Source organism: Campylobacter concisus (assembly GCF_902460895.1).
GTDB lineage: Bacteria > Campylobacterota > Campylobacteria > Campylobacterales > Campylobacteraceae > Campylobacter_A > Campylobacter_A concisus_BC.
Genome location: NZ_CABPVL010000002.1, coordinates 689,253 through 714,568 on the forward strand (window position 1 = coordinate 689,253; position 25,316 = coordinate 714,568).

23 protein-coding genes and 2 pseudogenes are annotated in these 25,316 nt (G+C 40.5%); 19 read left to right on the plus strand and 6 right to left on the minus strand.

What is annotated here, in order from left to right; translation table 11 throughout:
• Window positions 1-16 precede the first annotated feature (16 nt).
• Window positions 17-529 (minus strand): LolA-like outer membrane lipoprotein chaperone, encoded by a 513-nt coding sequence (gene lolA, locus F3G98_RS04620; protein ID WP_012001621.1) that lies wholly within the window; start codon window positions 527-529, stop codon window positions 17-19.
• A gap of 97 nt (window positions 530-626) precedes the next feature.
• Here lolA and secA point away from each other — a divergent pair.
• From secA to F3G98_RS04630, 3 genes and pseudogenes are all read left to right on the plus strand, one after another.
• Window positions 627-3,023 (plus strand): annotated as a pseudogene (gene secA, locus F3G98_RS04625) (preprotein translocase subunit SecA); the annotation flags it as partial.
• Between the two features lie 108 nt (window positions 3,024-3,131).
• Window positions 3,132-3,233: pseudogene (locus F3G98_RS11070) on the plus strand (SEC-C metal-binding domain-containing protein); the annotation flags it as partial.
• Between the two features lie 51 nt (window positions 3,234-3,284).
• Window positions 3,285-4,484, plus strand: a complete 1,200-nt coding sequence (locus tag F3G98_RS04630) for an ABC transporter permease (protein WP_103599295.1) — start codon at window positions 3,285-3,287, stop codon at window positions 4,482-4,484.
• Between the two features lie 271 nt (window positions 4,485-4,755).
• Here the strand turns inward: F3G98_RS04630 and F3G98_RS04635 are convergent, their stop codons facing one another.
• Genes F3G98_RS04635 through F3G98_RS04645 form a run of 3 tightly spaced genes read right to left on the minus strand, consistent with a single transcriptional unit; the run spans window position 4,756 to window position 7,659 of the window.
• A complete protein-coding gene (locus F3G98_RS04635) occupies window positions 4,756-6,381 on the minus strand; it encodes a cation:proton antiporter (RefSeq protein WP_149725813.1) in 1,626 nt (541 codons plus the stop codon).
• 3 nt (window positions 6,382-6,384) lie between these two features.
• Entirely contained in the window at window positions 6,385-6,759 is a 375-nt protein-coding gene (locus F3G98_RS04640) for a heat shock protein transcriptional repressor HspR (protein WP_087581829.1), read from the minus strand.
• 3 nt (window positions 6,760-6,762) lie between these two features.
• Window positions 6,763-7,659, minus strand: coding sequence for a DnaJ C-terminal domain-containing protein (locus F3G98_RS04645; protein ID WP_103590658.1), 897 nt, complete (start codon window positions 7,657-7,659; stop codon window positions 6,763-6,765).
• 155 nt (window positions 7,660-7,814) lie between these two features.
• On the opposite strand from F3G98_RS04645, the gene F3G98_RS04650 reads away from it, so the two are divergent.
• From F3G98_RS04650 to F3G98_RS04670, 5 genes are all read left to right on the plus strand, one after another.
• Window positions 7,815-9,218 carry a Do family serine endopeptidase gene (locus tag F3G98_RS04650; protein WP_149725814.1) on the plus strand — a complete coding sequence of 468 codons (1,404 nt, stop codon included), beginning with the start codon at window positions 7,815-7,817 and terminating at the stop codon, window positions 9,216-9,218.
• A gap of 97 nt (window positions 9,219-9,315) precedes the next feature.
• Window positions 9,316-9,993: a response regulator transcription factor gene (locus tag F3G98_RS04655; RefSeq protein ID WP_002940190.1), complete on the plus strand. Its 678-nt coding sequence runs from the start codon at window positions 9,316-9,318 to the stop codon at window positions 9,991-9,993.
• A complete protein-coding gene (locus F3G98_RS04660; RefSeq protein WP_148822713.1) occupies window positions 9,993-11,234 on the plus strand; it encodes an ArsS family sensor histidine kinase in 1,242 nt (413 codons plus the stop codon). Before F3G98_RS04655 ends, F3G98_RS04660 begins: the two co-directional genes overlap by 1 nt.
• A 30-nt stretch (window positions 11,235-11,264) precedes the next feature.
• A complete protein-coding gene (locus F3G98_RS04665; RefSeq protein WP_021085477.1) occupies window positions 11,265-11,702 on the plus strand; it encodes a nucleotidyl cyclase domain-containing protein in 438 nt (145 codons plus the stop codon).
• 631 nt (window positions 11,703-12,333) lie between these two features.
• Window positions 12,334-12,513 (plus strand): transformation system protein, encoded by a 180-nt coding sequence (locus F3G98_RS04670; RefSeq protein WP_149725815.1) that lies wholly within the window; start codon window positions 12,334-12,336, stop codon window positions 12,511-12,513.
• A 38-nt stretch (window positions 12,514-12,551) separates the two neighbouring features.
• Here F3G98_RS04670 and F3G98_RS04675 read toward each other — a convergent pair whose 3' ends face one another.
• A complete protein-coding gene (locus F3G98_RS04675) occupies window positions 12,552-13,823 on the minus strand; it encodes an O-acetylhomoserine aminocarboxypropyltransferase/cysteine synthase family protein (protein ID WP_103575128.1) in 1,272 nt (423 codons plus the stop codon).
• A 107-nt stretch (window positions 13,824-13,930) separates the two neighbouring features.
• Here F3G98_RS04675 and F3G98_RS04680 point away from each other — a divergent pair, with 107 nt between their 5' ends.
• The 10 genes from F3G98_RS04680 to F3G98_RS04725 are packed head-to-tail and all read left to right on the plus strand — an operon-like array spanning window position 13,931 to window position 21,206.
• The gene (locus F3G98_RS04680) at window positions 13,931-14,263 is read left to right on the plus strand and encodes a hypothetical protein (protein WP_107916669.1); all 333 of its coding nucleotides are present in this window, start codon (window positions 13,931-13,933) and stop codon (window positions 14,261-14,263) included.
• Window positions 14,260-14,883: an HAD family hydrolase gene (locus tag F3G98_RS04685; RefSeq protein WP_107915447.1), complete on the plus strand. Its 624-nt coding sequence runs from the start codon at window positions 14,260-14,262 to the stop codon at window positions 14,881-14,883. The genes F3G98_RS04680 and F3G98_RS04685 overlap by 4 nt, the downstream gene beginning before the upstream one ends.
• A gap of 48 nt (window positions 14,884-14,931) precedes the next feature.
• Window positions 14,932-15,186: a DUF2018 family protein gene (locus tag F3G98_RS04690; RefSeq protein WP_103606987.1), complete on the plus strand. Its 255-nt coding sequence runs from the start codon at window positions 14,932-14,934 to the stop codon at window positions 15,184-15,186.
• A complete protein-coding gene (locus F3G98_RS04695; RefSeq protein WP_103607802.1) occupies window positions 15,179-15,610 on the plus strand; it encodes a hypothetical protein in 432 nt (143 codons plus the stop codon). Before F3G98_RS04690 ends, F3G98_RS04695 begins: the two co-directional genes overlap by 8 nt.
• Before the next feature lie 10 nt (window positions 15,611-15,620).
• A complete protein-coding gene (locus tag F3G98_RS04700) occupies window positions 15,621-16,514 on the plus strand; it encodes a polyprenyl synthetase family protein (RefSeq protein ID WP_103611057.1) in 894 nt (297 codons plus the stop codon).
• Window positions 16,514-17,797: a glutamyl-tRNA reductase gene (gene hemA / locus F3G98_RS04705; protein WP_103616898.1), complete on the plus strand. Its 1,284-nt coding sequence runs from the start codon at window positions 16,514-16,516 to the stop codon at window positions 17,795-17,797. The genes F3G98_RS04700 and hemA overlap by 1 nt, the downstream gene beginning before the upstream one ends.
• Window positions 17,787-19,487: a proline--tRNA ligase gene (locus F3G98_RS04710; protein WP_149725816.1), complete on the plus strand. Its 1,701-nt coding sequence runs from the start codon at window positions 17,787-17,789 to the stop codon at window positions 19,485-19,487. Before hemA ends, F3G98_RS04710 begins: the two co-directional genes overlap by 11 nt.
• Window positions 19,484-19,915, plus strand: a complete 432-nt coding sequence (locus F3G98_RS04715; protein ID WP_103615914.1) for an FxsA family protein — start codon at window positions 19,484-19,486, stop codon at window positions 19,913-19,915. Before F3G98_RS04710 ends, F3G98_RS04715 begins: the two co-directional genes overlap by 4 nt.
• Window positions 19,916-19,923: 8 nt before the next feature.
• Complete coding sequence (gene hemC, locus F3G98_RS04720; protein WP_149725817.1) at window positions 19,924-20,853, plus strand: hydroxymethylbilane synthase; 930 nt, start codon at window positions 19,924-19,926, stop codon at window positions 20,851-20,853.
• 2 nt (window positions 20,854-20,855) lie between these two features.
• Window positions 20,856-21,206 carry an Imm10 family immunity protein gene (locus F3G98_RS04725; RefSeq protein ID WP_149725818.1) on the plus strand — a complete coding sequence of 117 codons (351 nt, stop codon included), beginning with the start codon at window positions 20,856-20,858 and terminating at the stop codon, window positions 21,204-21,206.
• 569 nt (window positions 21,207-21,775) lie between these two features.
• Here the strand turns inward: F3G98_RS04725 and F3G98_RS04730 are convergent.
• A complete protein-coding gene (locus F3G98_RS04730) occupies window positions 21,776-22,498 on the minus strand; it encodes a lecithin retinol acyltransferase family protein (RefSeq protein ID WP_103607809.1) in 723 nt (240 codons plus the stop codon).
• Window positions 22,499-22,684: 186 nt separating this feature from the next.
• Here F3G98_RS04730 and F3G98_RS04735 point away from each other — a divergent pair, with 186 nt between their 5' ends.
• Window positions 22,685-24,493, plus strand: coding sequence for a menaquinone biosynthesis decarboxylase (locus F3G98_RS04735; RefSeq protein WP_103607810.1), 1,809 nt, complete (start codon window positions 22,685-22,687; stop codon window positions 24,491-24,493).
• Window positions 24,494-25,316: the final 823 nt, after the last annotated feature.

The following is a 25,316-nucleotide window of genomic DNA, read 5'->3' on the forward strand; positions in this document are numbered from 1 at the left end:
TAAAAGCTAGCCAAATTTATTGATTTACGATGTCGTAACCTTGTGGGATGACTGGAGTTAGCGTCTCTTTTGGGATGAGTGCGTCTTTTACAGGGTTGCTTAGAGTGATTTTTATCTTATTTGAGAGTTTGTCTTTATAGTCAATCGTCGTTGGAAGCGTGTTTTTGATCGTTATAAAGTACTCAACTCCGTCATATATCGCCTTATAAAGTGTCGGCTGGATTTGCTCTGCGTGAGCTAAGACCTGCGTCAAATTTGGCGTATCATCTAGCCTTGAAATGATGGCTTGCTCAAGCTCATCTTCGATCACGACCACTTTGTCTTTGTCAAAGTAAATCCTCTTTGGTGTTGGACTTTCATATATCCAAAGCGCGGTGTTGTCGCTTTTAGCGTAAAATCTACCTTTGTAATTTACACTTTTTCCCTCGCTAAAGACAGTTTGCGTAAAGTCACTTTGCAGGCTTTTAAAATTTAAGCCAGCGCCAAATGAGCAAACTGCGACAAGAGATGCAACTAAAAATTTTCTCATTTTTTATCCTTTTTTGGCGTATTCTAGCCCAGTTTAATTAAATAAATAGTTAAACTATGCTAAGATCCAAAGTTTAAAAATTTAGGAAGGTAAAGTAATGATTTCATCGGTATTTAGAAAGATTTTTGGCACGAAAAACGATAGAGAAGTCAAAAAATATATAAAACGTGTGGCGCAGATAAACGCGCTAGAGCCTACATATGAGAAGATGAGCGACGATGAGCTTAAGATCAAATTTAACGAGCTAAAAGCCCAAGTCGTCGAAGAGAAAGTCACTTTAGATCAAATTTTAAATGATGTCTTTGCGTTAGTTAGAGAGGCTAGCAAAAGGGTGCTTAAGATGCGCCATTTTGACGTGCAACTAATAGGCGGCATGGTACTAAACGAGGGCAGGATCGCTGAGATGAAGACAGGCGAGGGTAAGACCTTGGTTGCGACTTTGCCAGTTATCTTAAACGCGATGAGCGGCAAGGGCGTGCATGTAGTAACTGTAAATGACTACCTTGCAAAGCGTGACGCGACGCAAATGGGCGAGCTTTATAACTTTTTAGGCTTAAGCGTCGATGTGATACTAAGTGGCGGATATGACGATGAGGTAAGACAAGCTGCCTATAACGCCGACATAACATACGGCACAAACTCAGAATTTGGTTTTGACTACCTTCGTGACAATATGAAATTTGAAGCTGGTCAAAAGGTGCAAAGAGGCCATAACTTCGTTATCGTGGACGAGGTCGATAGTATCTTGATAGATGAGGCTAGAACACCGCTTATAATCTCTGGTCCAACAAACCGCACGCTTGATGGCTACATAAGAGCCGATCAAGTCGCAAAACAGCTTACTAGAGGCACTCCAGCCGATCCAAACGTGCCAGGCTCAAAGCCAACGGGGGACTTTATAGTAGATGAAAAAAATAGAACGATAATGATCACAGAAGCTGGCATAAGCAAGGCTGAAAAGCTCTTTGGGGTTGAAAATTTATACAACCTTGAAAACGCCGTGCTAAGCCACCACCTAGATCAAGCTCTAAAAGCTCATAATCTCTTTGAAAAAGACGTTCATTATGTCGTAAAAGATGGCGAGGTTGTCATCGTTGATGAATTTACAGGACGTCTAAGCGAGGGCAGGCGCTTTAGCGAGGGGCTTCACCAAGCGCTTGAGGCAAAAGAGGGTGTAAAAATCCAAGAAGAGAGCCAAACGCTAGCTGATACAACATACCAAAACTACTTTAGGATGTATAAAAAGCTTGCAGGTATGACTGGTACGGCTCAGACTGAGGCTACCGAGTTTTCTCAAATTTACAACCTTGAAGTTATCTCGATACCTACAAACGTGCCAGTTAAGAGGATCGATCAAAACGACCTTATCTATAAAACTCAAAACGAGAAATTTAAAGCTGTCATCGACGAAGTAAAAAAAGCTCACGAAAAGGGTCAGCCAGTACTTGTGGGAACTGCAAGTATCGAGCGTAGTGAGGTGCTTCATGAGATGCTTAAAAAAGCTGGTATCCCACACTCTGTGCTAAATGCTAAAAACCATGAAAAAGAGGCCGAGATCATCGCACAAGCTGGTGTAAAAGGCGCTGTGACTATCGCTACAAACATGGCTGGACGTGGTGTTGATATTAGGATCAATGATGAGGTTAGAAATTTAGGCGGTCTATATATCATCGGCACCGAAAGGCACGAAAGTAGAAGGATAGATAATCAGCTCCGTGGCCGTGCTGGACGTCAGGGCGACCCTGGCATGAGTAGATTTTATCTAAGCTTAGAGGACAATCTTTTAAGAATTTTTGGTAGTGACCGCATAAAAGCGATCATGGATAGGCTTGGTATCGACGAGGGCGAAAGCATCGAGAGCCGCATGGTGACAAGAGCTGTTGAAAATGCTCAAAAGAAAGTCGAGAGCTTGCATTTTGAGGCTAGAAAACACTTGCTTGAGTATGACGACGTGGCAAATGAGCAAAGAAAGACCATCTACAAATACCGCGATGAGCTACTTGATAAGAGCTACGATATGAGTGAGAAGATAGCTCAAAATAGAGTTGAATACGCTACAAATTTACTTGATACGGCTGAAATTTTCCATGGCGGCTTGAAAGATGACTACGACATTAAAAATTTATGCTCTATCATCCTTGCGGACTGCGGCGAAGAGATCGACGAGAGCGAGCTAAAAGGGCTAGAGTATAATGAACTAGTAGAAAAAATAGCGCAAATTTTAGAGGTTAGATATAACAAAAAAATGAGCGTACTAAATGAAGAGCAAAGAAAAGATATAGAGAAAATTTTATATCTTCAAGTGCTTGATAATGCGTGGAGAGAGCACCTCTATCAGATGGATATCCTAAAAACTGGCATCGGTCTAAGAGGGTATAATCAAAAAGATCCGCTAGTTGAATATAAAAAAGAGAGCTACAATCTCTTTATGGAGCTAGTTGGCAGACTAAAAACTGAGAGCGTTAAAACGCTTCAAATCGTTAGATTTAAGAGCCGTGAGGAGCAAGAAGAGCAAGCTAGGATGATGCTTGAAGCTAGTCAAAATGCTGAAAATGAGCCTCTAAACTACAACAACCAAGGCGAAGATGAAAATTTCACACCAGAAAAAAAGATACCAAGAAACGCTCCATGCCCTTGCGGAAGCGGTAAAAAATATAAAGATTGCCACGGCAAAAGTGGCCCTAAAAAAGGCATATTTGCTTAAAATTTCTACTTTTAAGGCGCCAAAGCGCCTTAATCTTTTAAAGGCTATTTGATGACAAGCTTACCAAAGTATCTACTTTTTAAATATTTAAGATTTGATAAAACTCAGCCATTTATCGCTCTAAGCGCCTTGCTCGCCTTTCTTGGTGTTAGCATCGGACTTATGGTTTTAATAGTTGCTATGGCTATTATGAATGGATTTGACAAAGAATTTGAACGCAAACTTTTTACGATGAACTACCCAATAACCGTTCAAAGCGCTTTTAAAGGATCGATCGATGATGGCTTTGTAGATGAGCTAAAAGCTAAATTTAGCGACCTTAAATTTAGTCCATATATCAGCACGCAGGTCATTTACCGCTCGGCAAATGCGCTTGAAGGCGGGCTAATTTATGGAGTAAATTTTAAAGATGAAAAGCAGATAAACTCGGTCGTAAATGAAGCTTTAAAAGACAAAGAGCTAGAGGGTTTTGAGATACTTGTGGGAAGCGGCATAACGAGTGAGTTTAGACTAAGAAACGATGAAAAACTAACGCTTATCTTTACAAAGGCTGATCCTGCTGGCTTTTCGCTAACGCCAAAGATGAAGCGCTTTGATATCGGCGGCTCATTTACATCTGGGTTAATCGCCTATGACAAGGCATTTTCATATACTTCGGTTGATGCATTAAGGAAAATTTTAGACTACCCAAAAGGAGTTTATGATGGAATTCACATCTTTTCAAGTAAGCCATTTGATGATATAAAAAGGGTGCGCGAGGGGCTTCCAGCTGGTACGGTTGCTATTGGCTGGTGGGAGCAAAATGGCAACTTTTTCTCAGCGCTCGCACTTGAAAAAAGAGCACTTTTTATCGTTTTGATGCTTATAATCCTTGTGGCGTCGCTAAATATCATAAGCTCACTACTAATGACCGTGATGAACCGCAGGCAGGAGATCGCCTTACTTTTAGCGCTTGGTGCTAGTAAAAGCGAGATAAAAAGAAGCTTTTTTTATCAAGGGCTAGTAATAGGTGGAGGTGGCATTATATTTGGCTTAGTGCTTGGCTTTTTGGGGCTATTTTTACTTGGAAATTTCAACATCATAGACCTGCCAGCTGATGTTTATGGCTCAAGCAAACTACCGCTTGAACTCTCAACCATCGATCTTGTGCTTATCATCGTTGGAGCTGTATTTATCGTAGCTATCTCGTCCTACTATCCAGCAAAAAAAGCCACAGAGGTAAATGTCCTTCAAACTTTAAGAAATGAGTAAAGCCTAGAAAAGCTAGGCTTTAAATTTGGTTTTAAAAAGCATATTATTGGCTAATATGCTTTTATTTTAATTTGTAATAAAATCTATTTTTTTATCTTTTGATAGCTCTTTAATTTTTACTTCTTTCTCATTAAGACTAGCATTGATGTTTTGACCAGACAAATTTTTAGCTTCTTATTGTTTCTTATATAATCAAAAATATTGCTAATAGTTTTATCAATTTATTTACACGAACTTAACAAAAAAAGCGTGTTTTAAGAAGTTAAATTTACTACGCTCTTACGTCGTGGTCGATCTTGCATTGAAGGGCTTCGTGAACAAGGGTTTTTGCCATGACGCGCTCTTCGCTTATTAGGTGGAAATTTGCGCCTAGCTCGCCAAAGATCTCTTTGTTGCCCTCGCCATTTGCTTTGATGATCGTTTGGATATTTGCGCCGTAGTCTTTTATCTTTTGTGCGATCAGCTCAACTCTTTGCTCGTTGCTAACTGTTATGATAACGGCTGCTGCGTCGCTTAGGCAGGCATTTTCTAGAGTGTCGCTTTGTAGCACGTTTCCTAAAAATACATTTTCCCCGCGGCTTCTGCCAAGCTCAACTAGGCTAATGTCGTTATCAAGCACGATGTATAAAAGCTTTGTCTCTTTTAGCCTTAAAACGACCTCTTGACCGAGCCTATCGTAGCCAAAGACCACGATGTGATTTTTTAGTTTTTGTGGCTTTAAGGTCTCATTTGACTCGACCACCACCTCACGCTCTACAAGATCAGCTAAGACATCAAGCTTTTTAAGTATAAAAGGTGTTGCAAACATCGATATAACAGAGGCTGCGATGAAAATTTGAGCTGTTTGGATATCAAGTAAATTTCTTGTAGTCATCAGCCCAAAGACAGCCAGTGCAAATTCACCGATCTGGCAGACGCTAAGCGCGGTCTTAGCAGCGACCCTGCGTTTTAAGTAGATATTTAAAACGGCAAAAACGACGATGGCTTTTACGACCATTATGCTAAAGACTAGACCTAGAACTAGCCAGATATTTGAGAGCACGACTACAAAATTTATCTGCATGCCAACGGTTATAAAAAATAGTCCAAGAAGCAGATCTCTAAAAGGTATGAGATCGACCTCGATCTGGTGCTTATACTGCGTCTCCGCCATCATCATACCAGCTAAGAATGCACCAAGAGAGTATGAAAAGCCAAAGAAGTGAGCTAGCGTGCTAGCGCCAACGACTAAAAATAGGATCGTGGCTATAAAGACCTCTTGAGAGTTTGTCTGAACGACTTTGTAAAATATCCAGTTGATGACGTATTTGCCGAGCAAAAATAGCACAACGATAAGGATAACCGCACTCGTAAATGTCTTTAGCAAAAGCTCATTTATAGAGGCATCTTGCGAGCTAAACATATCTATCATAAGCAAAATAGGGATGACGGCGATATCTTGAAATAGTAAAATTCCAAGCGCCTTTCTACCATAAATTTTACTCACATCACCGTTGTCATTTAGCGTTTTTAGCACGATCGCAGTTGATGATAGAGCAAAGGCAAGACCAGCGATAAGCGCTGTCTCGTCCTTTAGATGAAGCGCGTAGTAAAGCATCACGCCCATCACAAAGCCGCTTAAACAAACTTGCAGACCGCCATTTAGAAAGACCTCTTTTTTCATGCTCATCAGGTGCTTAAAGCTAAACTCAAGTCCGATCGTAAACATCAAAAATGCGATACCAAATTCCGCGATATGAGAAATTTCATCGTTGCTTTTTAGGTTGAAAAATTCTGATATAAGCGTGCCGGTTACGATGTAGCCGATGATGGTTGGTATCTGAAATTTCTTAAAAATGACATTTAACGCGACTGAGATCGCAGCGACAAGCAAGAAGCCTTCTAAAATTTGTTCCATATATTATTTTTTGCCTTCGTAAAATACAAGATCAAAGCTATTTTTTCTCTTTACTAGCGATCTTTTGGTGCTAGTTTGACTGGTAGCTTCGTGTAATTTTTTATTTAAATCATCAATAGTTGCTTCTAAATCGTCAATTTTCTCTTTTAGCTGAAGTATCACATCAACACCTGCTAAATTTACGCCAAGCTCACGGGTCAAATTTAGTATCGTTTTGACGCGATCAACGTCTTTTTGCGAGTAGAGCCTCATCTTGCCATCTGTTCTTGAGGGTTCAACTAGTCCCTCTCTTTCGTATTGTCTTAAAGTTTGTGGATGTATGCTTAAAACCTTTGCTACAACGCTTATTAAAAAAAGTGGTTCTTCATAATTTTGCATTTTTTACTCCGGTAATTTTTCTTTTAACTCTTTTACTAAGCCCTCGTCGAGCTCACTGATATTTGGAAGTTTTACCCTAGCTTTTAAGTAAAGATCGCCATAAATTCCACTCTTTCTGTTTTGCACGCCGTATCCTTTCAAGCGGATCTTTGTGCCTGTTTTTGAGTTCTCAGCGATTTTAATGGTTACATCTTTTTTATATGTATGCACATTTATCTTACCGCCAAAGAGCATAGTTTTTAGTGGAATTTCTACATCTTTATATAGATCATCGCCAACTCTTTCGTACTCGTCACTTGGCTCAACGCTAATGGCAAGTATAAGATCGCCAGTTTGACCGCCAGCACTCTTGCCCTTGCCTTTTATGCGAAGTTTTTCGCCGCCTTCTATGCCACTTGGGATCTTTATCTTGATGCTTTCGCCATTAAAATTTATCTTATGTTCGCCGCCAGTTACAGCTACGTCAAATGGTATAGAAATTTTGGCATTTACATCTAGATCAGCTCCACCAAAGCCAAATCCACCTCCGCCAAAGCCTTCAAATCCTTCAAAACCTCCGCCAAAGCTACTGCTAAATTTAGCACCACCTCCTCCAAAGCCACCTGAGAAGATATTTTTCAAGATATCGTTTAGATCGCCCATATCGGCCGAACCTCTAGCAAAGTCGTGGAAATTTTGACCGCCAAACATATTATCGCCATATTGATCATACTGGGCACGTTTTTTCTCGTCGCTTAAAATTTCATAAGCAGCGTTTATCTCTTTAAATTTATCCTCTGCTCCAGGGTCTTTGTTGATGTCTGGGTGGTACTTTCTAGCAAGTTTTCTATAAGCTTTTTTTATCTCGTCGCTTGATGCGCCTTTTGAAACTCCTAAAGTTTCATATAAGCTTTCGCTCATATATTCTCCTTATGTTTTTTGACACGGATTATATCACAAAACTTTAGTCTATGCAAGTCAAGTTTATTTTTATTTACAAAGGAGAAAAAAGCGTTAAGATTTTATTTTTAAGCTCTATTTATAATTTCAAAACATTTTCAATTTAAAGGAAAAAAATGAAAAAATTTATGCTAATTTCATTAGCAGCGGCTTCTTTGCTAATGGGAGCTGATATTAAATTTAACGAAGCAAACCAAGATGTAACTAGAGTTTCGCCGTTAAGCGATAAAAATAGTGTGCTCTCATACTACGACTCTATCGCTCAGGCAAAACTTTCAGTAGTAAATATCTCAACAACAAAAACAGTAAGCAATGCAGGCATTGAGCAGATGTTTAATGATCCGTTTTTTAATGAATTTTTTGGATTTAACTTTGCAAAACCAAAAGAGAAAGAAAAGACAACCTCTCTTGGCTCTGGCGTTATCATCTCAAATGACGGCTACATCGTTACAAACAACCACGTCATCGAAGATAGCGACCAGATCGTTGTGACCTTGGCAAAGGGTGGCAAAGAGTATAAAGCAAAGCTAATAGGCAGCGATCCAAAGACCGATCTAGCCGTCATAAAGATAGAGGCAAATGGGCTAAATGCGATAACATTTGCTGATTCATCAAAGCTACTTGACGCGGATGTTGTATTTGCCATAGGCAATCCTTTTGGCGTGGGCGAAAGTATCACTCAAGGCATCGTATCAGGGCTAAATAAAGATGATATCGGGCTTAATCAATATGAAAATTTCATCCAAACAGACGCCTCTATAAACCCTGGCAACTCAGGTGGCGCTTTGGTTGATAGCAGGGGCTATTTAGTTGGTATAAACTCAGCCATACTTTCAAAAAGTGGCGGCAATAACGGCATAGGCTTTGCCATACCATCAAATATGGTAAAAGATATCGCTAAAAAGCTGATAACTGACGGCAAGATCGAGCGTGGATTTATTGGTGTAACTATTGCAAATTTAACTGATGAACAAAAAGAGCTTTACACAAATAAAGAAGGTGCGCTAATAAGTGGCGTAGAGCAGGGTATGCCAGCAGATGAAGCAGGGCTAAAAAGAGGCGACTTGGTTATTTCAGCAAATGGCAAAGCTATCAAAAACGCAAATGATCTTAAAAATTTCATCGGCTCACTAACTCCAAATAGCAGCGTTGATATAACTTACGAGCGATCAAATAAGGTGATGAATACAAAAATCAAGCTTGTAAATATGGATCACAACGCAAAAGATGCGACAAAAAGCGTCATCATCGAAGGTCTTAGCGTTAGTAATCTAAGCGATGAGATAAGATTTAAGTATAAGATCAGCCCAGATACTCAAGGCGTGCTTGTAACTGACGTAAAATCTGGCTCAAAAGCTGAAGACTTTGGCTTTGAAAAGGGCGACGTGATAGTTCAAGTTGGCGAAGAGAGCATAAAAGATATTCAAACATTTGCAAGCACAGTTAAAAACGCAAAAGGTAAAAAGACGCTAGTGTGGATAAACCGCGGTGGCATCATGCAAGGCCTTGTTATAAAATAACTACTTAAGAGCTGAAATTTCAGCTCTTAACTCTTTTAAATTTTTAAAACCTTTATCTGCTATAATCCTTAAAAATAAATTTACAACAGGAAAGATCATGACTAGAATTTTAATGATAGAAGATGATATGGAGCTTGCTGAAATTTTAACTGAATACCTAGAAAACTACGACATAAAAGTAACGACGGCCGAGGAGCCATATATCGGACTATCTACTTTAAACACAAGCGAATTTGACCTAGTTATCCTTGATCTTACGCTCCCTGGCATGGACGGACTAGAGGTGTGCAAAGAGATAAGAAAAAAGCACAACATCCCTATAATCATCTCAAGCGCAAGGCACGATATAACAGACAAAGTAAATGCCCTAGATAACGGCGCGGATGACTATCTGCCAAAGCCTTATGACCCACAAGAGCTTCTTGCTCGTATAAAAAGCCATCTAAGAAGGCAGAGCATAGCTCCAGCTAATGAGGCAAGAAATTTAAACAAAGACTTGGTTTTAAAAGAATTTGAGAGGGAAATTTTATTTAAAGGCAGCGTCTTAAATTTAACCGCAGCGGAGTATGACATCTTAAAATACCTGCTTCAAAAAGAGGGCGGAGCGGTCACTAGAGAGGAGCTCATCTACAACTGCGAGAGCATAAATGAAGATAGCTCAAACAAAAGTATCGACGTCATCATCGGCAGAATTCGCCAAAAACTAAATGAAAATCCAAAAGAGCCAAAATACATCCACGCGATCCGCGGTATCGGCTACAAGTTGGTCCTTTGATGCCAAGATCTTCTATATTTATCACGATAACGTTTATCTTTGGGCTCGCGCTCGTTTCGATATTTTTGGCATTTTTGTGGCTCATGGGCTTTGATAAACAAAACTACACAAGGGAGCTAAATAACAAATACTCAAACGTCGCTAGGACAAATTTGCTCTACATGGGTGGCATCATAAATAAAGCTCAGTACGACCGCCAGCTCTCAAACATCGATATGCCAGAGATCACAGCTAAAAACGAAAAAGAAGAAATTTTAAAAAATGCAGCCGTTTTAGAAGAAATTTCAAGCGATCTAGGATCAAGTGCGATCTTGCTTTATGATAAGCATCACTACCTAAAGATCGAGCATTTAGACGAGCTAAAGCTGCTCATGGATAAGGAATTTCAGCCATATAGATACGAGGTGATAAAGGCTGTATTTGCCGTAGTTGCGGTCATTTTGCTGGCTGCTTATATATTTGTAATTTACAAGATAAAGCCGCTTAGAAAGCTAAAGCGTCAGATCGTGAAATTTGCAAATGGCGAGCTTGATGGCGTGCAAAATGTCGGCAACGGCAAGGATGAAATTTCTGAAGTTTCAGAGGCATTTTATGAGGCTGTTTGTCAGATCAAAGCATTAAATGACTCAAGGCATCTTTTCTTAAGAAATATCATGCACGAGCTAAAAACGCCTATCACAAAGGGGCTGATCGCCGCTCAAATGATAGAAAAAAGTAAAAATCAAGAGAGGCTAATCTCTGTCTTTCACAAGCTTGAAAATTTAATAAATGAGCTTGCGGCGATCGAGCAGATAACCTCAAAAATAGGCCTAACAAACAAGACGCCTTGTCTTATGAGAGACCTTATCGATGAGGCGATAGATATAGCGATGATCGAAAAAGAGCACGTTGGTATCAGCGAGCTTGATGAGGTTAGGGTGATGGTTGATTTTAAGCTATTTTCAGTCGCTATAAAAAATATGATAGATAATGGCATAAAGTACTCAACCGATAAGCACGTAAATATCATGGTTAGCAAGGATCATATGAAATTTATAACTCAAGGCGAGAAGCTAAAAAATGACCTTGACTTTTACATCCAGCCATTTATCAAGGGTGAGGATGCGCAAAAGAGCTTTGGTCTAGGTTTATATATAGTTAGCAACATCCTTGAGGCTCATGGACTAAAATTTGGCTATGAATACAAAAATGGAATGAATGTCTTTATTTTTGAAAATTTACAAGATATAATAGCGACGTAAAATCAAAACCGCAAAAAAAGGAGTGTAAAAATGGCGGCAAAAATCTTCTCGGCAGTTGATATTTTATCAATAATCGATCTTGAGATAGCTTTTATAAAGCGATACAAAAACGTAAAGGACTATGCGAAAAATTTATCTTTGATATATTTTTCTTTGCCAAATAGTAAAGAATATGGCGAAATTTTTGAAAAAATCCTAAGACAAACTGACGTTGTCATAAGAGAAAACGAACACTACGTAGTCGTACTTCACGGCACAAACGAAAGAGGCGCTAGCGAGCTACTAACTGGCATACAAGAGTTTTTAAACGCTGAGCCGATCGATTTAGTAGTTACCTATCCAAAAGATGGAAAAGACGCAAAAGAGCTTGCTATAAAACTTCAAGATGAGATAAAAGACAACTACGGCGTCTTGCTTGAGATGCTTGTAAATCAAGATAAATTTGAAGTTTTTGAAGATATCGTTTGAGATAAATTTAATAAAATAATTTATTAGAAAATCCAATAAAAAGCAGGTAGTGTGTTAGCACTATCTGCACCCATAACGTTATACTAGCTAAGAGGATTTTTAATTTAAGCCTATTAGCTCTTAATATTAAATTTAATTAAATTGTGTTGTAAATTTTAAAATTCCATTCACTCGCAAGAATTGACTACTAAAATTTGGCTTCGCTTACCGTTTAGCTTAAATTTTAGAGCTGAAATTACTCGTTCATGAAATTTTAAAATTTGCGTTACACTTGCCTGATGATAAAGCACATGCAGCGCGAAGCGCTGGAGCGTGCACCTTGAACGTGCGAGGGGATTGAGGGATCTAAACTAAAGGGAGATAAGGGGGGACAGCTTTGCTTCGCAAGCTCGCAACTGCAAGCAGACCCTAACTCGAGCTCCCTTATCTCCCTTTTAAATAAAAAGAAATTTACAAATTTAATAAAGCTATTTTGCAAATTTTAAAATCTTACTCACTCGTAAGAATTACCTACTAAAATTTGACTTCGCCTTTTGCTTAGCTCAAATTTTAGAGCCAAAACAAATCCGTTCAGTATCATTTTTTCGCTTTTTATAAAATCACCAAAACACTAGCAAAATGGGAGGCAAAAATGCTTGATATTATCATCCTTGCGGTCTTAGTATATTTTGCAACATTCTTATTAATGTTTTTTATACTCGCCTTTTTTGCATTTTGGTATATAAGTGTGCCGCTACTTGTCATCTATATCGTTATAAAATTTATAAGGCAAGTAAAAGAGTGCGAGAGGATATGCGGCAAGCTTGAGTAAATTTTAAATTTCTAGCCCAAAATGAGCTAGAAATTTCTTTATTCTAAGGCTTGAGCCAGATCAGCTATCAGATCCTCGGCGTTTTCAAGACCTATGCTAACTCTTATCAGCTCTTTTGTGATGCCAGCTTTGATGAGCTCTTCGCTGCTTAGTTGCTGGTGAGTTGTCGAGGCTGGATGCGTGATGAGTGACTTTGTATCGCCGATATTTACTACGATCTTAAAGAGTTTTACGCGCTCTAGCATCTTTTTTGCACGCTCAAAGCTATCAGTCTCAAAGCAAAATAGTCCATTTGCCATGCCATCTTTAAAGTATTTTTGCGCCTTTGCGTGATCCACGTTGTCGGCAAGTCCTGGGTATGCCACGCTTTTTATATGCTTGTGAGAGTTTAGAAATTTTGCCACTTTTAGGGCGTTTTGCGAGTGTCTCTCAACCCTAACAGCAAGCGTTTCAAGCCCTTGTATGAGCTGCCAAGAGTTAAACGGAGAGATCACAGCGCCGATGTCGCGCACGATGGCAAGCCTCATTCTTAGCGTGTAGATGTCAAAACGATCGGTCATATCAGCATATACGATGTCGTGATAGCTCGCGTCTGGCACGTTAAAGTGCTCATATCTCTTGTTGCCTTTTAGTTTTTCGTTTAGGTGATTTGCGCTGACGACCACGCCCGCTAGGCTAAGGCCCTGACCGCTCATATATTTGCTAGCGCTATGCACGCAAACATCGACGCCGTGGCGAAGTGGCTGAAAGATGATAGGCGTTGGCACTGTGTTATCGGTGATGCTGATAATGCCATATTTGTTTGCGATTTCTACGATTTTCTCGATATTTGGGATAGAAATTTGCGGATTTGAAAGCGTTTCAAAAAATATAGCCCTAGTTTTTTCGTCTATCAAACTCTCCAGATCATCAGCAGTGTCGCTGTCAAAGACTCTGGCCTCTATGCCAAATCTTTTCAGCGTATGCGTAAAAAGCACCGTCGTGCCGCCATAAATTTTCTTAGCGATGATGATATTATCGCCTGCTTGGGCTAAATTTATGATGCTGTAAAACAAAGCTGACTGACCGCTTGCAGTCGCTATCGCAGCGGCTCCACCCTCAAGTGCGGCGACCCTTTTTTCAAAGATATCTGTCGTTGGGTTGCTAAGTCTTGTGTAGATGTAGCCACTATCTTTTAGATCAAACCTAGCAGCTGCCGTCTCGGCACTTCCAAAGTCATAAGCTGTGCTTTGAAAAATAGGCACAGCCATCGTGCCAAAGCCCTCGTTTGTGTCGTAGCCTACGTGGATCGCAGCGGTTTCTTGCCTCATTTTTGCTCCTTGTTTAAGTAATTTTGGCGTAAATTATACATTAGCAAAGCCAAAATTTAGGGGATAAAATCAATTTTTGATATAATTTGCCAAAAAAAAGGAAAAATTTGAACCAAGTCACGGACAAATTTAAGCGTGTAAAATATCTTCGTGCGCTAGAAAAATTTGCAAAATCAGCGATAAATGGGCTAAAAAGAGATGACTTTGACGAGACTGAATTTCGCCAAAGAGTGGAGAAAAACGCGAAAGTCATCGAAAAAGTCGAAGCTGTCTATCTTGATCAGCCATACTCAAAGGCGCTAGAAAATTTTATAAATTTGCTTATCAAAAACGCCCAAAAAGAGGAGCTTTTAAAGGCGGCAAATCTACTTGATAAGCTAAAAAATCAAAAGACATATAAGAAAGAAAAACATAAAAATAAATTTAAGGATGAGGATTGAAAGTAGTTATTTTTGATATGGATGGCACGGTGATCGATAGTGGCGAGGCGATATATAAGACGGTAAATGAAGTAAGAGATGAGCTAAATTTGCCGCCACTTGAAAAAGAATTTATCATAAAAGCGATCAACGAGCCAGGTAGAAATTTGGCCCTTGAGTTTTACGGCATCGACACGCCAAGCAGGAGCTTAAAAGAGGGTTTTGAAGAGAAATTTAAGAAATTTTACGATGAGTGTGCGACTACCTATGATGGCGTAAAAGAGCTTTTGCAAAAGTGTAGAGATGCTCATTATAAGGTCGTTTTGGCAAGCAACGCACCGCACGATACGCTAGAGAAAATTTTAAAGAAAAATGAAATTTATGAGCTATTTGACGAGGTCATCGGCGCTAGCAAGGAGATACCGCAAAAGCCAGATCCTGCGATGCTTCACCTAGCTGTTAGTAAAACTGGGGCTAGCAAGGCGATCTTTGTAGGAGATAGCTTAAAAGACGAGCTAGCCGCTAAAAATGCAAATATGCCTTACGTGCAAGTTTGTTGGGGATTTGGCGAGGAGAGCAAAACTGCCACGTATAACGCCAAAAATGTTAGCGAGGCTTGGGAGATAATATTAAATTTTTAACTTAGTTTTAATTGGCTATAATCTTAAGAAATTTTCAAAGAAACAGCGATGATAGATATATTTGAGGGCAGTGCGAGAGATAAATTTTATGACATTTTGTTTAACGCAAATGCCGTTTTAGTTAAAAACGAGATAGATAAAATTTTTGAGAAATTTGTGGCTATGAGCGAGCTTTGCGAAAAGTATGGCGTTGGCGAGGACGAGATCAGAAATTTTATAGCCTCAGAGCAAGATAAAGTTTATAACGGAGTAAATGACCTATATATCGAGCTTAGCGGAGAAATTTTAAGCCAAAATGAGTAAGATTTTTGCGCTCATTGCTTTGCTAGCCGCTCTTGTCTTTGCAAAAGAGCCAAATTTTGACCCAAATTCGGTGCATACATTTGAGCTTAAAAAAGATGAGTGGGCGAGGGTCTTTATAACCGAGAAAAAAACTCAAAGAGTTGAGACTTTTGACTTTCGTTGGACGCTGTTTGATAGCACAAATATCACTGTGCAAAGCTTTTTTAGGCGCTATCCAAGGCAGATGGTCTTTTCGCTAAGACAAGGACAAAACACCTACATGCAGCGAGTTTTGCCTGATTTTATGATGCCGCCAAACGAGAGTGTGAGCCTTTATATATCGTTTGTTGATTTTAAGGATAAAAAGGCGCATTTTAGGGTGGCGCTGCTAGATGAGAGCAAGCGTGTGGATGTGGGTTTTCGAGATCCGCACGAGGATAAATAGAAGGATAAAAATGGATAAAATCGATGAAATAATGAGCAAATTTATAAGCGAGCTTGGCTACAAAGAGGCGTTTGAGATGTTTTTAAAGATAAGCTCAGGCAAGAAGCTACGCTCAAAACTTCTTTTAAAGATCGCAGGCGAGAGTGAAATTTCTCTTAAGCTTTGCGCTATCATCGAGCTCATCCACCTTGCAAGCTTGCTACACGATGACGTCATAGACGAGGCAAATATAAGACGCGGCAAGCCAAGCATAAACGCACTTTTTGGCAGTAAAAACTCAGTCATGCTAGGCGACATCCTCTACTCAAAGGCTTATTTCGAGCTTACAAAATTTGATCCAAGCATCGCAGCTGTCATCTCAGATGCGGTCAGCAAACTAAGTATCGGTGAGATGATGGATGTGAAAATGGCTGAAAATTTTAATGAAAACGAGCAAGAATATTTAAAAATGATCTACTATAAAACAGCTGTTTTGATAGAAGCCACGGCTATTTGTGGGGCAAAGCTAGCTGGCAAAGATAGCGAGAAATTTGGCCTTTATGGCAAAAATTTAGGTCTTGCATTTCAGATCGTTGATGATATCTTAGACATAACTCAAGATGAAAAAACACTTGGCAAACCAGCGCTTAACGACTTTGTCGAGGGCAAAACGACACTTCCTTACATTTATCTTTATAAGAGCCTAGACGAGGCTGGCAGGGCAAAGCTTAGATCGCTTTGGGCAAAGAAGTTAAATGCGGATGAAATTTCATGGCTAAAAGAAAATTTCGATAAAACTAGCTCACTTAGCAAGGCTGTAAGCGAGGCAAAAAGGCTTGGTAATGGGGCGATAGAAGCGATAAAAGAGTATAAAAACGCCGAGCTTGAAGGGATCATAAAAAGCATGATAGATAGGGAATTTTGATGCACTATTTAGACATAAGTTTTACATATAAAAATACTGATATTTCGGTCAGAGAGAAGCTTGCATTTGATAGTGACGATAAAAAAGAGCAAATTTTAAAGCTGATAAACTCAAACAAAAACATAAAAGAGAGCATGGTGCTAAACACCTGCAACCGCGTCGAGATCATAGCTAGCGTAGAGGATGTAAAGGCCGCTACTGCCCACATAATCAGGTGTATGTCGATATTTTCAGGCGTTTTTGAAGATGAGCTTTATGAGAGAGCTGACATCTATGAAAACAGCGGTGCCGCTCACCACCTATTTGCCGTGGCAAGCTCGCTTGATAGCCTAGTCGTTGGCGAAACGCAGATCGTTGGCCAGCTAAAAAATGCCTTTAAATTTGCCTATGATAACAACTCATGTGGCGAAGACATCAGCAAGATCATCCACTACGCATGTAAGTGCGCTGCCAAGGTTAGAAACGAAACTCAAATTTCTAAAAACCCGATCTCAGTTTCAAGTGTCGCCGTGGCAAAGGCAAAAGAAATTTTTGGCACGCTTGAAGGTAAAACAGCCATCGTTGTGGGCGCTGGCGAGATGGGCGAGCTAGCAGCAAAGCACCTCATATCAAGCGGCGCAGAAGTGATCATCATAAACAGAAGCTCCGAGCGCGTCGAGCAGCTAGTTGATAACTTAGGAGATAGCGCGAGCTGGGATAGCATATTAAAACTAAAAGAATACGTAAATAACTACGATCTCATCTTCTCAAGCACCGCAGCCCCACACGCCATCATCACAGGAGAGATCATCGAGCCAAGAGAATTTCACAGATACTTTTTTGATATCGCCGTGCCAAGAGACATCGATCTTTTAAACACGGAGCTTATCAGCGTCTATACGGTCGATAGCTTAGAGGAGATCGTGCGTAAAAATTTAGCCCTAAGAGAGGAGCAGGCGCAAAAGGCCTACTCGATCGTCGGTCAAGATACGAGCGAGTTTTTAAAGACTTTAAAAGAAGATATGAGCGTGCCTCTTATAAAATCAATCCGCAAGCAGGCTGAAATTTGCGCTAAAAATGAGCTAGAAAAGGCGATGAAAAAGGGCTATTTAAAGCATAGCAATTACGATGAGGCGCAAAAGCTTATCCATCAGGTCTTTAAAGCCTTTTTGCACCAGCCAACGATGAAGCTAAAAGGGCTTGCAGACGAGGAGAGAGCGAGCGAGCTTTCAAACGGAGTTAAATTTTTATTTGACATAAAAGATGAACAAAATTTTCAAGCAGGAGATATAGATGAAATTTAGTAAATTTTACGCCCCAACGACCAAAGAAGCGCCAAAAGACGCATCTTTACCAAGTCATCAGTTTTTGATAAGAGGTGGCTTTGTTGAGCAGATCGGCTCTGGGCTTTATAACTATCTACCGCTTGGAAAGATCATGCATGATAAAATTTCACGCGTGGTAAAAGAGGAGATGAACGAGGCTGGCGCGCTAGAGGTGAGCTTTAGCGTGGTCACTTCAGGCGAGCTTTGGAAGCAAAGTGGCCGCTACAACGTCTTTGGCAAGGAGCTTTTGCGCTTTAAAGATAGAAAGGATAATGACTTTGTCATAAGTCCTACAAACGAAGAGGCAGCCGTTGCTTTGGTGCGTGGCAAGGTGACTAGCTACAAGCAGCTGCCGCTAAATTTATACCAGATAAACACCAAATTTCGTGACGAGGCAAGACCTCGCTTTGGATTGCTAAGAGGTCGCGAATTTACTATGAAAGATGGTTATAGCTTTCACTCGAGCAAAGAGGATCTAAAGCGTGAGTTTGACCTTATGGAGGCAACTTATAGTAAGATTTTTACCCGCTTGGGGTTAAATTTTAGAGCTGTTGAGGCTGATAGCGGAGCCATTGGCGGTAGTGGCAGTAAAGAATTTATGGTGCTTGCAAGTAACGGCGAGGACGACATACTTTGCTGCGAGGCTTGCAGATACGCTGCAAACGTCGAGGCTGCAAGACGCAAACCAAGAGTTAGCGAGGCTGAGGCGCCAGAGGCGGACGCGGCTAAATTTCTAACGCCAAATGCAAAAACTATAAAAGATGTGGCGGAGTTTTTCAAAGTTAGCGAGTTTTACTGCATAAAAGCTGTTATGAAAAAGGCGATTTATGAGAATAAAGAAGAGGTCGTGGTCTTTTTTGTAAGGGGCGATGACGAGCTTCAGGAGACAAAGGCGCAAAACGCTTGCAAGGCGCTTGAGCTTGTCGATGCTAACGAAGCTGACGTGGCTAAAGCTGGGCTTGTGGCTGGATTTTGTGGACCAGTTGGGCTAAAGGATGTGAAATTTTTCATAGATAACGAGCTAAAAGGCGCAAACAACATGATATGCGGCGCTAACGAAAAAGACTATCACTTTGTTGGCGTTAGTGTTAGCGGATTTAACGAAGAGAGATTTAAAGACCTTGTAAAGGTAAAAGAGGGCGATAAATGCCCAGTTTGCGGCGGAAATTTAAAACTTAGCAAGGGCATAGAAGTCGGTCATATCTTTCAGCTGGGCGATAAATATTCAGCTGCGATGAATGCGACATATCTTGACGAAAACGGCAAGGCAAAGCCATTTTTGATGGGCTGCTACGGCATCGGTATCAGCAGGCTTATCGCTGTGATGATAGAGGCTAGCCACGATGAGAAGGGCTGCATCTGGAAAAAAGAGTGCGCGCCGTTTGACGTGGAGATCATCATCTCAAATTTAAAAGATGAGGCGGGCGTGAAATTTGCATTTGAGCTTTACGAGAGCCTTAAAAAAGCTGGCGTTAGCGTCATCATCGATGATAGAAACGAGAGATTTGGCGTTAAGATGAATGATTTTGAGCTTATCGGCTTTCCTTACGCGCTGCTTGTGGGTAAAGAATTTGCAAATGGCAAGGTCGAGTTTATCACAAGAGATGGGCTAAGCAAAGAGGCGATAGAGGCAAACGACGCCTTTAGAAAGATAAAAGAAAGCTTATGAGATTTTTTGCATTTTTGTTTTTTTTGATAGAAGCGGTATTTATCTATCTTTTTGTAGATAAATTTGGCTTTTTAAACTACTTTCTTGAGGTGTTAGTCTCTGGATTTGTGGGCATCGCACTTCTTTTTAATGCTGGATTTTCTAGTTTAAATTCGCCTCAAGTAGCGTTTAAAAGCTTTCTTGGCGGAAATTTATTTAGCCAGCTAGGACTTAGCTTTGGCGGAGCGCTGCTCTTTTTGCCAGGGATTTTGACAGATATTTTTGGTATCGCCGTGGTCGTTTTTTCTTTGGTGTTTAAGAAAAATGCAGCGAAAAATGAGAGCTATCAGGAGTTTAAATTTCAAAATTTTAGCGAGCATGGCACTAAAAAAGATGAGGGCGAGATTATCGACGTTGAGGTCATCGAAGAGCCAAAAAGAGTAAATTAGGAGAGATGATGAAAGAGATAAAAATAGCAACTAGAAAGAGCATCTTAGCACTTTGGCAAAGCGAGCATATCAAGGCTAGGATCGAGGCGCAGCACAAGGGCGTGAAGGTCGTGCTTGAGGGCATTAAGACAAAGGGCGACGTGATCCTTGATACGCCACTTGCAAAGATCGGTGGCAAGGGGCTTTTTACAAAAGAGCTTGAAGATAGCATGCTAAAAGGCGAGACTGACATCGCCGTGCATAGCCTAAAAGACGTGCCAGTAGTCTTTCCAGAAGGGCTTAAACTAGCGGCCATTTGCTCACGCGAGGACACCAGAGATGCGATGATAAGTGAGAAATTTGCTAAATTTAGCGACCTACCGCACGGCGCAAAAGTCGGCACAACGAGCCTACGCCGTAAGATGCAGCTACTTATCATGAGGCCTGATCTTGAGATCATCTCACTTCGTGGAAACGTACAAACTAGACTTAGAAAGCTAAAAGAGGGCGAATTTGACGCGATCATTTTGGCTATGGCTGGCATAAACCGCCTAAATTTAAAGGCTGAAGTGGCACACATCTACACATTTGGCTTTGACGAGATGATACCTGCGATGGGTCAGGGCGCTCTTGGTGTCGAGGCTAGAGATGAGAAGCAAATTTTAGATGAGATCTCTTTTTTAAATGATGAAAATGCAGTCATAGAAACGACCATAGAACGTGACTTTGTAAGCGTTTTGGAGGGTGGTTGCCAAGTGCCAATAGGCATAAGCGCAAGGCTAAAAGGCGATGAAATTTCTATCGATGCGATCGTTGGCCTGCCTGATGGAAGCGAGTTTATAAAAGATAGCTTAAAGAGTAGCAAAGATAAATTTCAAAGCATCGGCAAAGAGCTAGCTCATGAATTTATAGAAAAAGGGGCGAAAGAGCTTTTAAAGCGCGCTGAAGAGATGGCGTAAGCGTGTTTGAGATAAATTTTAAAGCAAAAGCCATAAGCGCCACCAAAAATAGCAAAGACAACTACTATATGATCGGTCTTGCAGACGACAAATATGACTACAAAAACTACATAATCTTTCAAAGACCGATCAAACTAAAAAAGGACGATGACGAAAACGCCGAGATAAACGGCCTATATGCCGAGTGTAATGGCGATGTTTGTTATAACGCCTGCAAGCGGGTGGCGATCTCTGAAAAAACTATCATTTTTGAGATACAAGATAGTCTCATTTGCGTAGATACCGAGGGCGTTAAGCTTAATGAGCGCTTTATGAAATATAGCAAAGAGATATTTGGCGAGCTGTTAGAGTAGTTGTAAATTTAATCTTTTTGCTAAAAAGTTCAAATTTTTTAAATTTCACTGCAGCTTTATGGTGTTAGATGGCGAGTAAATTTAGCAAAGTAAAACTCGCATAAAGCGTTTTAAAATGCAGATATTTGGTGGGCTGCCAAAAGGCTTGCCAAATTTGATAAATTAGATAAATCTGGTTTGCTGTGTCTGGTAAATTTATGATGATATGGTGACTTTGGTTAAATTTTGAGGCGGGCAAGGTGGGTTTGCGGGTTAAATTTGCCGTATGATTTTAAGGTAGTTAAAATACGAAATTTTTAAAATTTACTGCCATTTTGTGGTAATAAAAGTTAAAATTTGGATAAATAAAAGCTACATATCGTACAACTAACGCAGTTTTGCATAGCTTGAAAACCAAAAACTTTACTGCGCTACTTCATCTAAAACTAAAAGAGAAGTGACCAAAAATGGCTTAAATTTACCGCTATTTTACGGCTAAAAAATTTAGATAAAAATCCACAAACGGCAAAAGTAGCGCACATAGCTAGAAGCCAAAACGCCTTTACAACGCTCTTGAAAACCACACTGGATTAAAATTTGATATTAAAATCCCTTGCGATCTTTGCTCTTAGATCCTCGCCGATCTTATTAAACATAGCGTTCATTTCGGCATTTTTGCTCATAAATTTTTCTATTTGTAAATTTATCTCATTGCCTTTTTCTTTTATCATCTCGCGAGCTTTCTGTTCTGCGCTATCCTTGCTATTTTGGGCGAGTTTGGTGAGTGAGTTTGCAAAAACTTGCTTGATATCGTCCTTACTCTGCGCCCCAAAAAGCGCGCTTATGACCTGCTCTAAAAACGGCTCTATCTCACTAAATAGGGCGGAATTTTGCTTCACATTTTGCACTTGCTGGCTCACATGCTCGCCAAAGACGCATTCGTTGCAAAAGTGCTCGCAGTTGTTGATGAGCAGGTTGTATTTTTGCTCGCCTACGCGCTCCTTAGCCCGACGCGCCACCTCCTGGCCGCTAAATGGCGCATTTGTATACTCTTTTATCTGCCAAGTATCGCCACTAGCAAACTCCTCGAGGCTAGTCATCTCTACCTTTGCGATGTTGCGTTTATCTAGCGGTACGACGTTGCTTAAGATCTCCTCAAAACAGCTTTTTTCAAGCACGATCCCACGCGCCAAGCCGTTATAATGCACGACCATATCATTTCCGACGTAGATGCCGTGATGTTCGTAAAGCTTTACGCCAAACACGCTTCTGTCTACGAAGATGTGATCGCCTATTTTTAGTAAATTTCCCATATCTCTCTCTAAAATTTCTTAATAAAACGACAAATTTAGCCCAATTTTGCTAAATTTCAAATAGTTTCTGCATGGCGTAAATTTACTTTTTCAGGATGTGGCAGGCAAAACGCCTTTTTACGAGCTAACTGCCTGTGATAAATAAAGTAAATTTTGGCTATCATCTTTAAAAATTTAAGGAAAAATATGGACTACATCAAGCTTTTAAAAGATAACGGCCTACTTAGGGTGATCGATGAGCCAACAGATATCGACCTAGAGATCGCACACGCTAGCTACATCGAGGTCAAACGCGCGGGCTCACAAGCACTACTTTTTACAAACCCAGTCTGCAAAAAAACTGGGCGTAAATTTGCCCCTGTGCTTACAAATATCTACGGCTCAAAAAGGGCGCTTGAGCTGATATTTGGCGTGGAGCCTGATGAGATCGCAGCCCAGATAGAGAGGCTTTTAAAGCCCAAAAAGCCTGAAAATTTCAAAGAGAAGCTTGACTTTTTATCATATCTTTTTAGTATGAGAAAAATTTTTACCAAAAGGCTAAAAGGCGAGGGCGAGTGCCAGCAGGTCAAATTTATGGGCGAGCAGGCTGATCTTTTGAGCCTGCCTGCGCTAAAGACCTGGCCGCATGACGGAGGTGCTTTTATCACGATGGGGCAGGTCTATACGCAAAGCCTAGACGGTGCGCTGCAAAATTTAGGCATGTATAGACTGCAAATTTATGATAAAAATCGCCTCGGCATGCACTGGCAGATACACAAAGACGGCGCAAATTTCTTTCACGAGTATAAGTGCGCTGGCAAAAAGATGCCAGTCTCTGTGGCGATCGGTGGCGATCCGCTCTATATCTGGTGCGGTCAAGCGCCGCTGCCAAAGGGCGTCTTTGAGCTGCTACTTTACGGCTTTATCCGCAAAGAGCCAGCAAGGCTTGTAAAGTCGCTCACTAATGAAATTTACGTCCCGCAAGACGCCGACTACGTGATAGAGGGCTTTGTCGATACGACTAAGAGCGAGCTTGAGGGGCCATTTGGCGATCACACCGGCTTTTATACGCCGGTTGAGCCGTTTCCAGTGATGGAGGTCACGGCGATAACGAGTAAGCAAGACCCTGTCTTTCACGCGACCGTAGTTGGCAAGCCGCCGCTTGAGGATAAGTATATGGGCTGGGCGACTGAGCGCATTTTCTTGCCACTTTTGCGAACGACCGTGCCAGAGCTACTAGACTACAATATGCCTGAAAATGGCGTCTTTCACAATCTTATCTTAGCCAAGATCAACGCTCTTTATCCAGCCCACGCAAAGCAGGCGATGCACGCGTTTTGGGGAGTTGGGCAGATGAGCTTTGTAAAGCACGCTATTTTCGTGGGCGCTGAGGGGCCTGCGCTTGAGAACTATGAGAAATTTGCGGACTTTGTGCTTGATAGATTTGGTAGTGAGAGCATACTGATAAGCCAAGGTGTGTGCGACCAGCTCGATCACGCCAGTCCAAACTCGTGCTTTGGTGGTAAGCTAGGCATCGATGCGACGCAGGACTTTTGTAAATTTAACCCTGCGGTTTTAAGTGACGATGAGCTTTTGGCTAAATTTCAAAGCGTTGCGCCAAATGTCAAGGAGCTTAGGCAGTTTAAAAAGCAGAGCAAAACGCCTATTTGTGTGATTAAATTTGAAAAAGATCGCCCTGTAAAAGAGCTATTTTCTAAGCTTTTGGAATTTAAGGAGTTTTTCAAGCTTCTAGTCGTCGTGGATATGCAAAACTACCTAGAAAACCCATATATGCTGCTTTGGCGCGTGACAAATAACATAGATGCCTTGCGTGATATCTATATAGATGGTGAAAATTTATGCGTGGATGCGACGAGTAAGAGTGAGCTTGAGGGATATACGCGTGGCTGGCCTATGCAAACTGACTGCGAGCGTGAAGTGGTGGCTGAGCTTGTGAAGCGTGGCGTAGTAAAAGATGAGCCAGAGCTATTTCATAAATTTGAGATATTTGGGTAGGGTTGTAGCCTAGTGGCTTTTGGCATGCTCGTGTGCAAAAGCGGCAAGAAAATGCGCTCAGTCGCCCAACCCATATAACTTATATTCAAGCGGTTATGCCGGTCGCAGTCGTGTGAAATGCTGCCTCTCTGTTTGCTAGCCATCTCCATCGCTAAAATGGCTCGATCGGCGCATAAAACCAGCGTGATCGCTCAAGTTCGCTCTTGGCCGTATATGCAAAGCTCTTGATCATTAAGCTTTAAATTTGATTTAGTATTTTGGCTTGATAAAATTGCTTTTAAATTCAAAAGATTGGTTTTTGCACTTAAAAATGGCTTAACTTAAGGCTATTTTTATACTTTGGCATAAATTTCTTGCCATTTTTATGAAAATTTATAGTTAAATTTATCTGTTTTTCTTGGTTGGCTTGGTTGGCTTGAAAACTACCAAAATTTACACCAGCAAACGCAAATTTTTAAATTTAGTACTTCAAATTTCTTAAAATACTAAAAATAATATGTAAAAATTTACGTAAAATAATATGATTCTGCCTTGTGTAGAGATAAAATTTGGAGTAAGAGACAAGTGAAAATTAAATTTGATCTGTTATGTGGGCATAAAAATATCTAAATTCAAAAGATCAGAAGTGTAAAAACTTTTAAATTTAAATAACTAGAAGCGTCAAAACTTTTCAATTTAATAAAGTTAGCAGATTATAGGTGCGTTTTTTAAAAAAAGATATGCTATGTCAGCTTTTGGTAAATCAAGCGTTTAAAATAGCTTATTTTTGTTTTTAGAAAAATTATAAACCATAAATACAAGATTTAAAATCGCACGAGTGCCA

Bases quoted from the DNA above. Each gene is read 5' to 3' on its own strand.
- lolA (WP_012001621.1), bottom strand. From the start codon at position 529: ATGAGAAAATTTTTAGTTGCATCTCTTGTCGCAGTTTGCTCATTTGGC.
- F3G98_RS04630 (WP_103599295.1), top strand. From the start codon at position 3,285: ATGACAAGCTTACCAAAGTATCTACTTTTTAAATATTTAAGATTTGAT.
- F3G98_RS04635 (WP_149725813.1), bottom strand. From the start codon at position 6,381: ATGGAACAAATTTTAGAAGGCTTCTTGCTTGTCGCTGCGATCTCAGTC.
- F3G98_RS04640 (WP_087581829.1), bottom strand. From the start codon at position 6,759: ATGCAAAATTATGAAGAACCACTTTTTTTAATAAGCGTTGTAGCAAAG.
- F3G98_RS04645 (WP_103590658.1), bottom strand. From the start codon at position 7,659: ATGAGCGAAAGCTTATATGAAACTTTAGGAGTTTCAAAAGGCGCATCA.
- F3G98_RS04650 (WP_149725814.1), top strand. From the start codon at position 7,815: ATGAAAAAATTTATGCTAATTTCATTAGCAGCGGCTTCTTTGCTAATG.
- F3G98_RS04655 (WP_002940190.1), top strand. From the start codon at position 9,316: ATGACTAGAATTTTAATGATAGAAGATGATATGGAGCTTGCTGAAATT.
- F3G98_RS04660 (WP_148822713.1), top strand. From the start codon at position 9,993: ATGCCAAGATCTTCTATATTTATCACGATAACGTTTATCTTTGGGCTC.
- F3G98_RS04665 (WP_021085477.1), top strand. From the start codon at position 11,265: ATGGCGGCAAAAATCTTCTCGGCAGTTGATATTTTATCAATAATCGAT.
- F3G98_RS04670 (WP_149725815.1), top strand. From the start codon at position 12,334: ATGCTTGATATTATCATCCTTGCGGTCTTAGTATATTTTGCAACATTC.
- F3G98_RS04675 (WP_103575128.1), bottom strand. From the start codon at position 13,823: ATGAGGCAAGAAACCGCTGCGATCCACGTAGGCTACGACACAAACGAG.
- F3G98_RS04690 (WP_103606987.1), top strand. From the start codon at position 14,932: ATGATAGATATATTTGAGGGCAGTGCGAGAGATAAATTTTATGACATT.
- F3G98_RS04695 (WP_103607802.1), top strand. From the start codon at position 15,179: ATGAGTAAGATTTTTGCGCTCATTGCTTTGCTAGCCGCTCTTGTCTTT.
- F3G98_RS04700 (WP_103611057.1), top strand. From the start codon at position 15,621: ATGGATAAAATCGATGAAATAATGAGCAAATTTATAAGCGAGCTTGGC.
- hemA (WP_103616898.1), top strand. From the start codon at position 16,514: ATGCACTATTTAGACATAAGTTTTACATATAAAAATACTGATATTTCG.
- F3G98_RS04710 (WP_149725816.1), top strand. From the start codon at position 17,787: ATGAAATTTAGTAAATTTTACGCCCCAACGACCAAAGAAGCGCCAAAA.
- F3G98_RS04715 (WP_103615914.1), top strand. From the start codon at position 19,484: ATGAGATTTTTTGCATTTTTGTTTTTTTTGATAGAAGCGGTATTTATC.
- hemC (WP_149725817.1), top strand. From the start codon at position 19,924: ATGAAAGAGATAAAAATAGCAACTAGAAAGAGCATCTTAGCACTTTGG.
- F3G98_RS04730 (WP_103607809.1), bottom strand. From the start codon at position 22,498: ATGGGAAATTTACTAAAAATAGGCGATCACATCTTCGTAGACAGAAGC.
- F3G98_RS04735 (WP_103607810.1), top strand. From the start codon at position 22,685: ATGGACTACATCAAGCTTTTAAAAGATAACGGCCTACTTAGGGTGATC.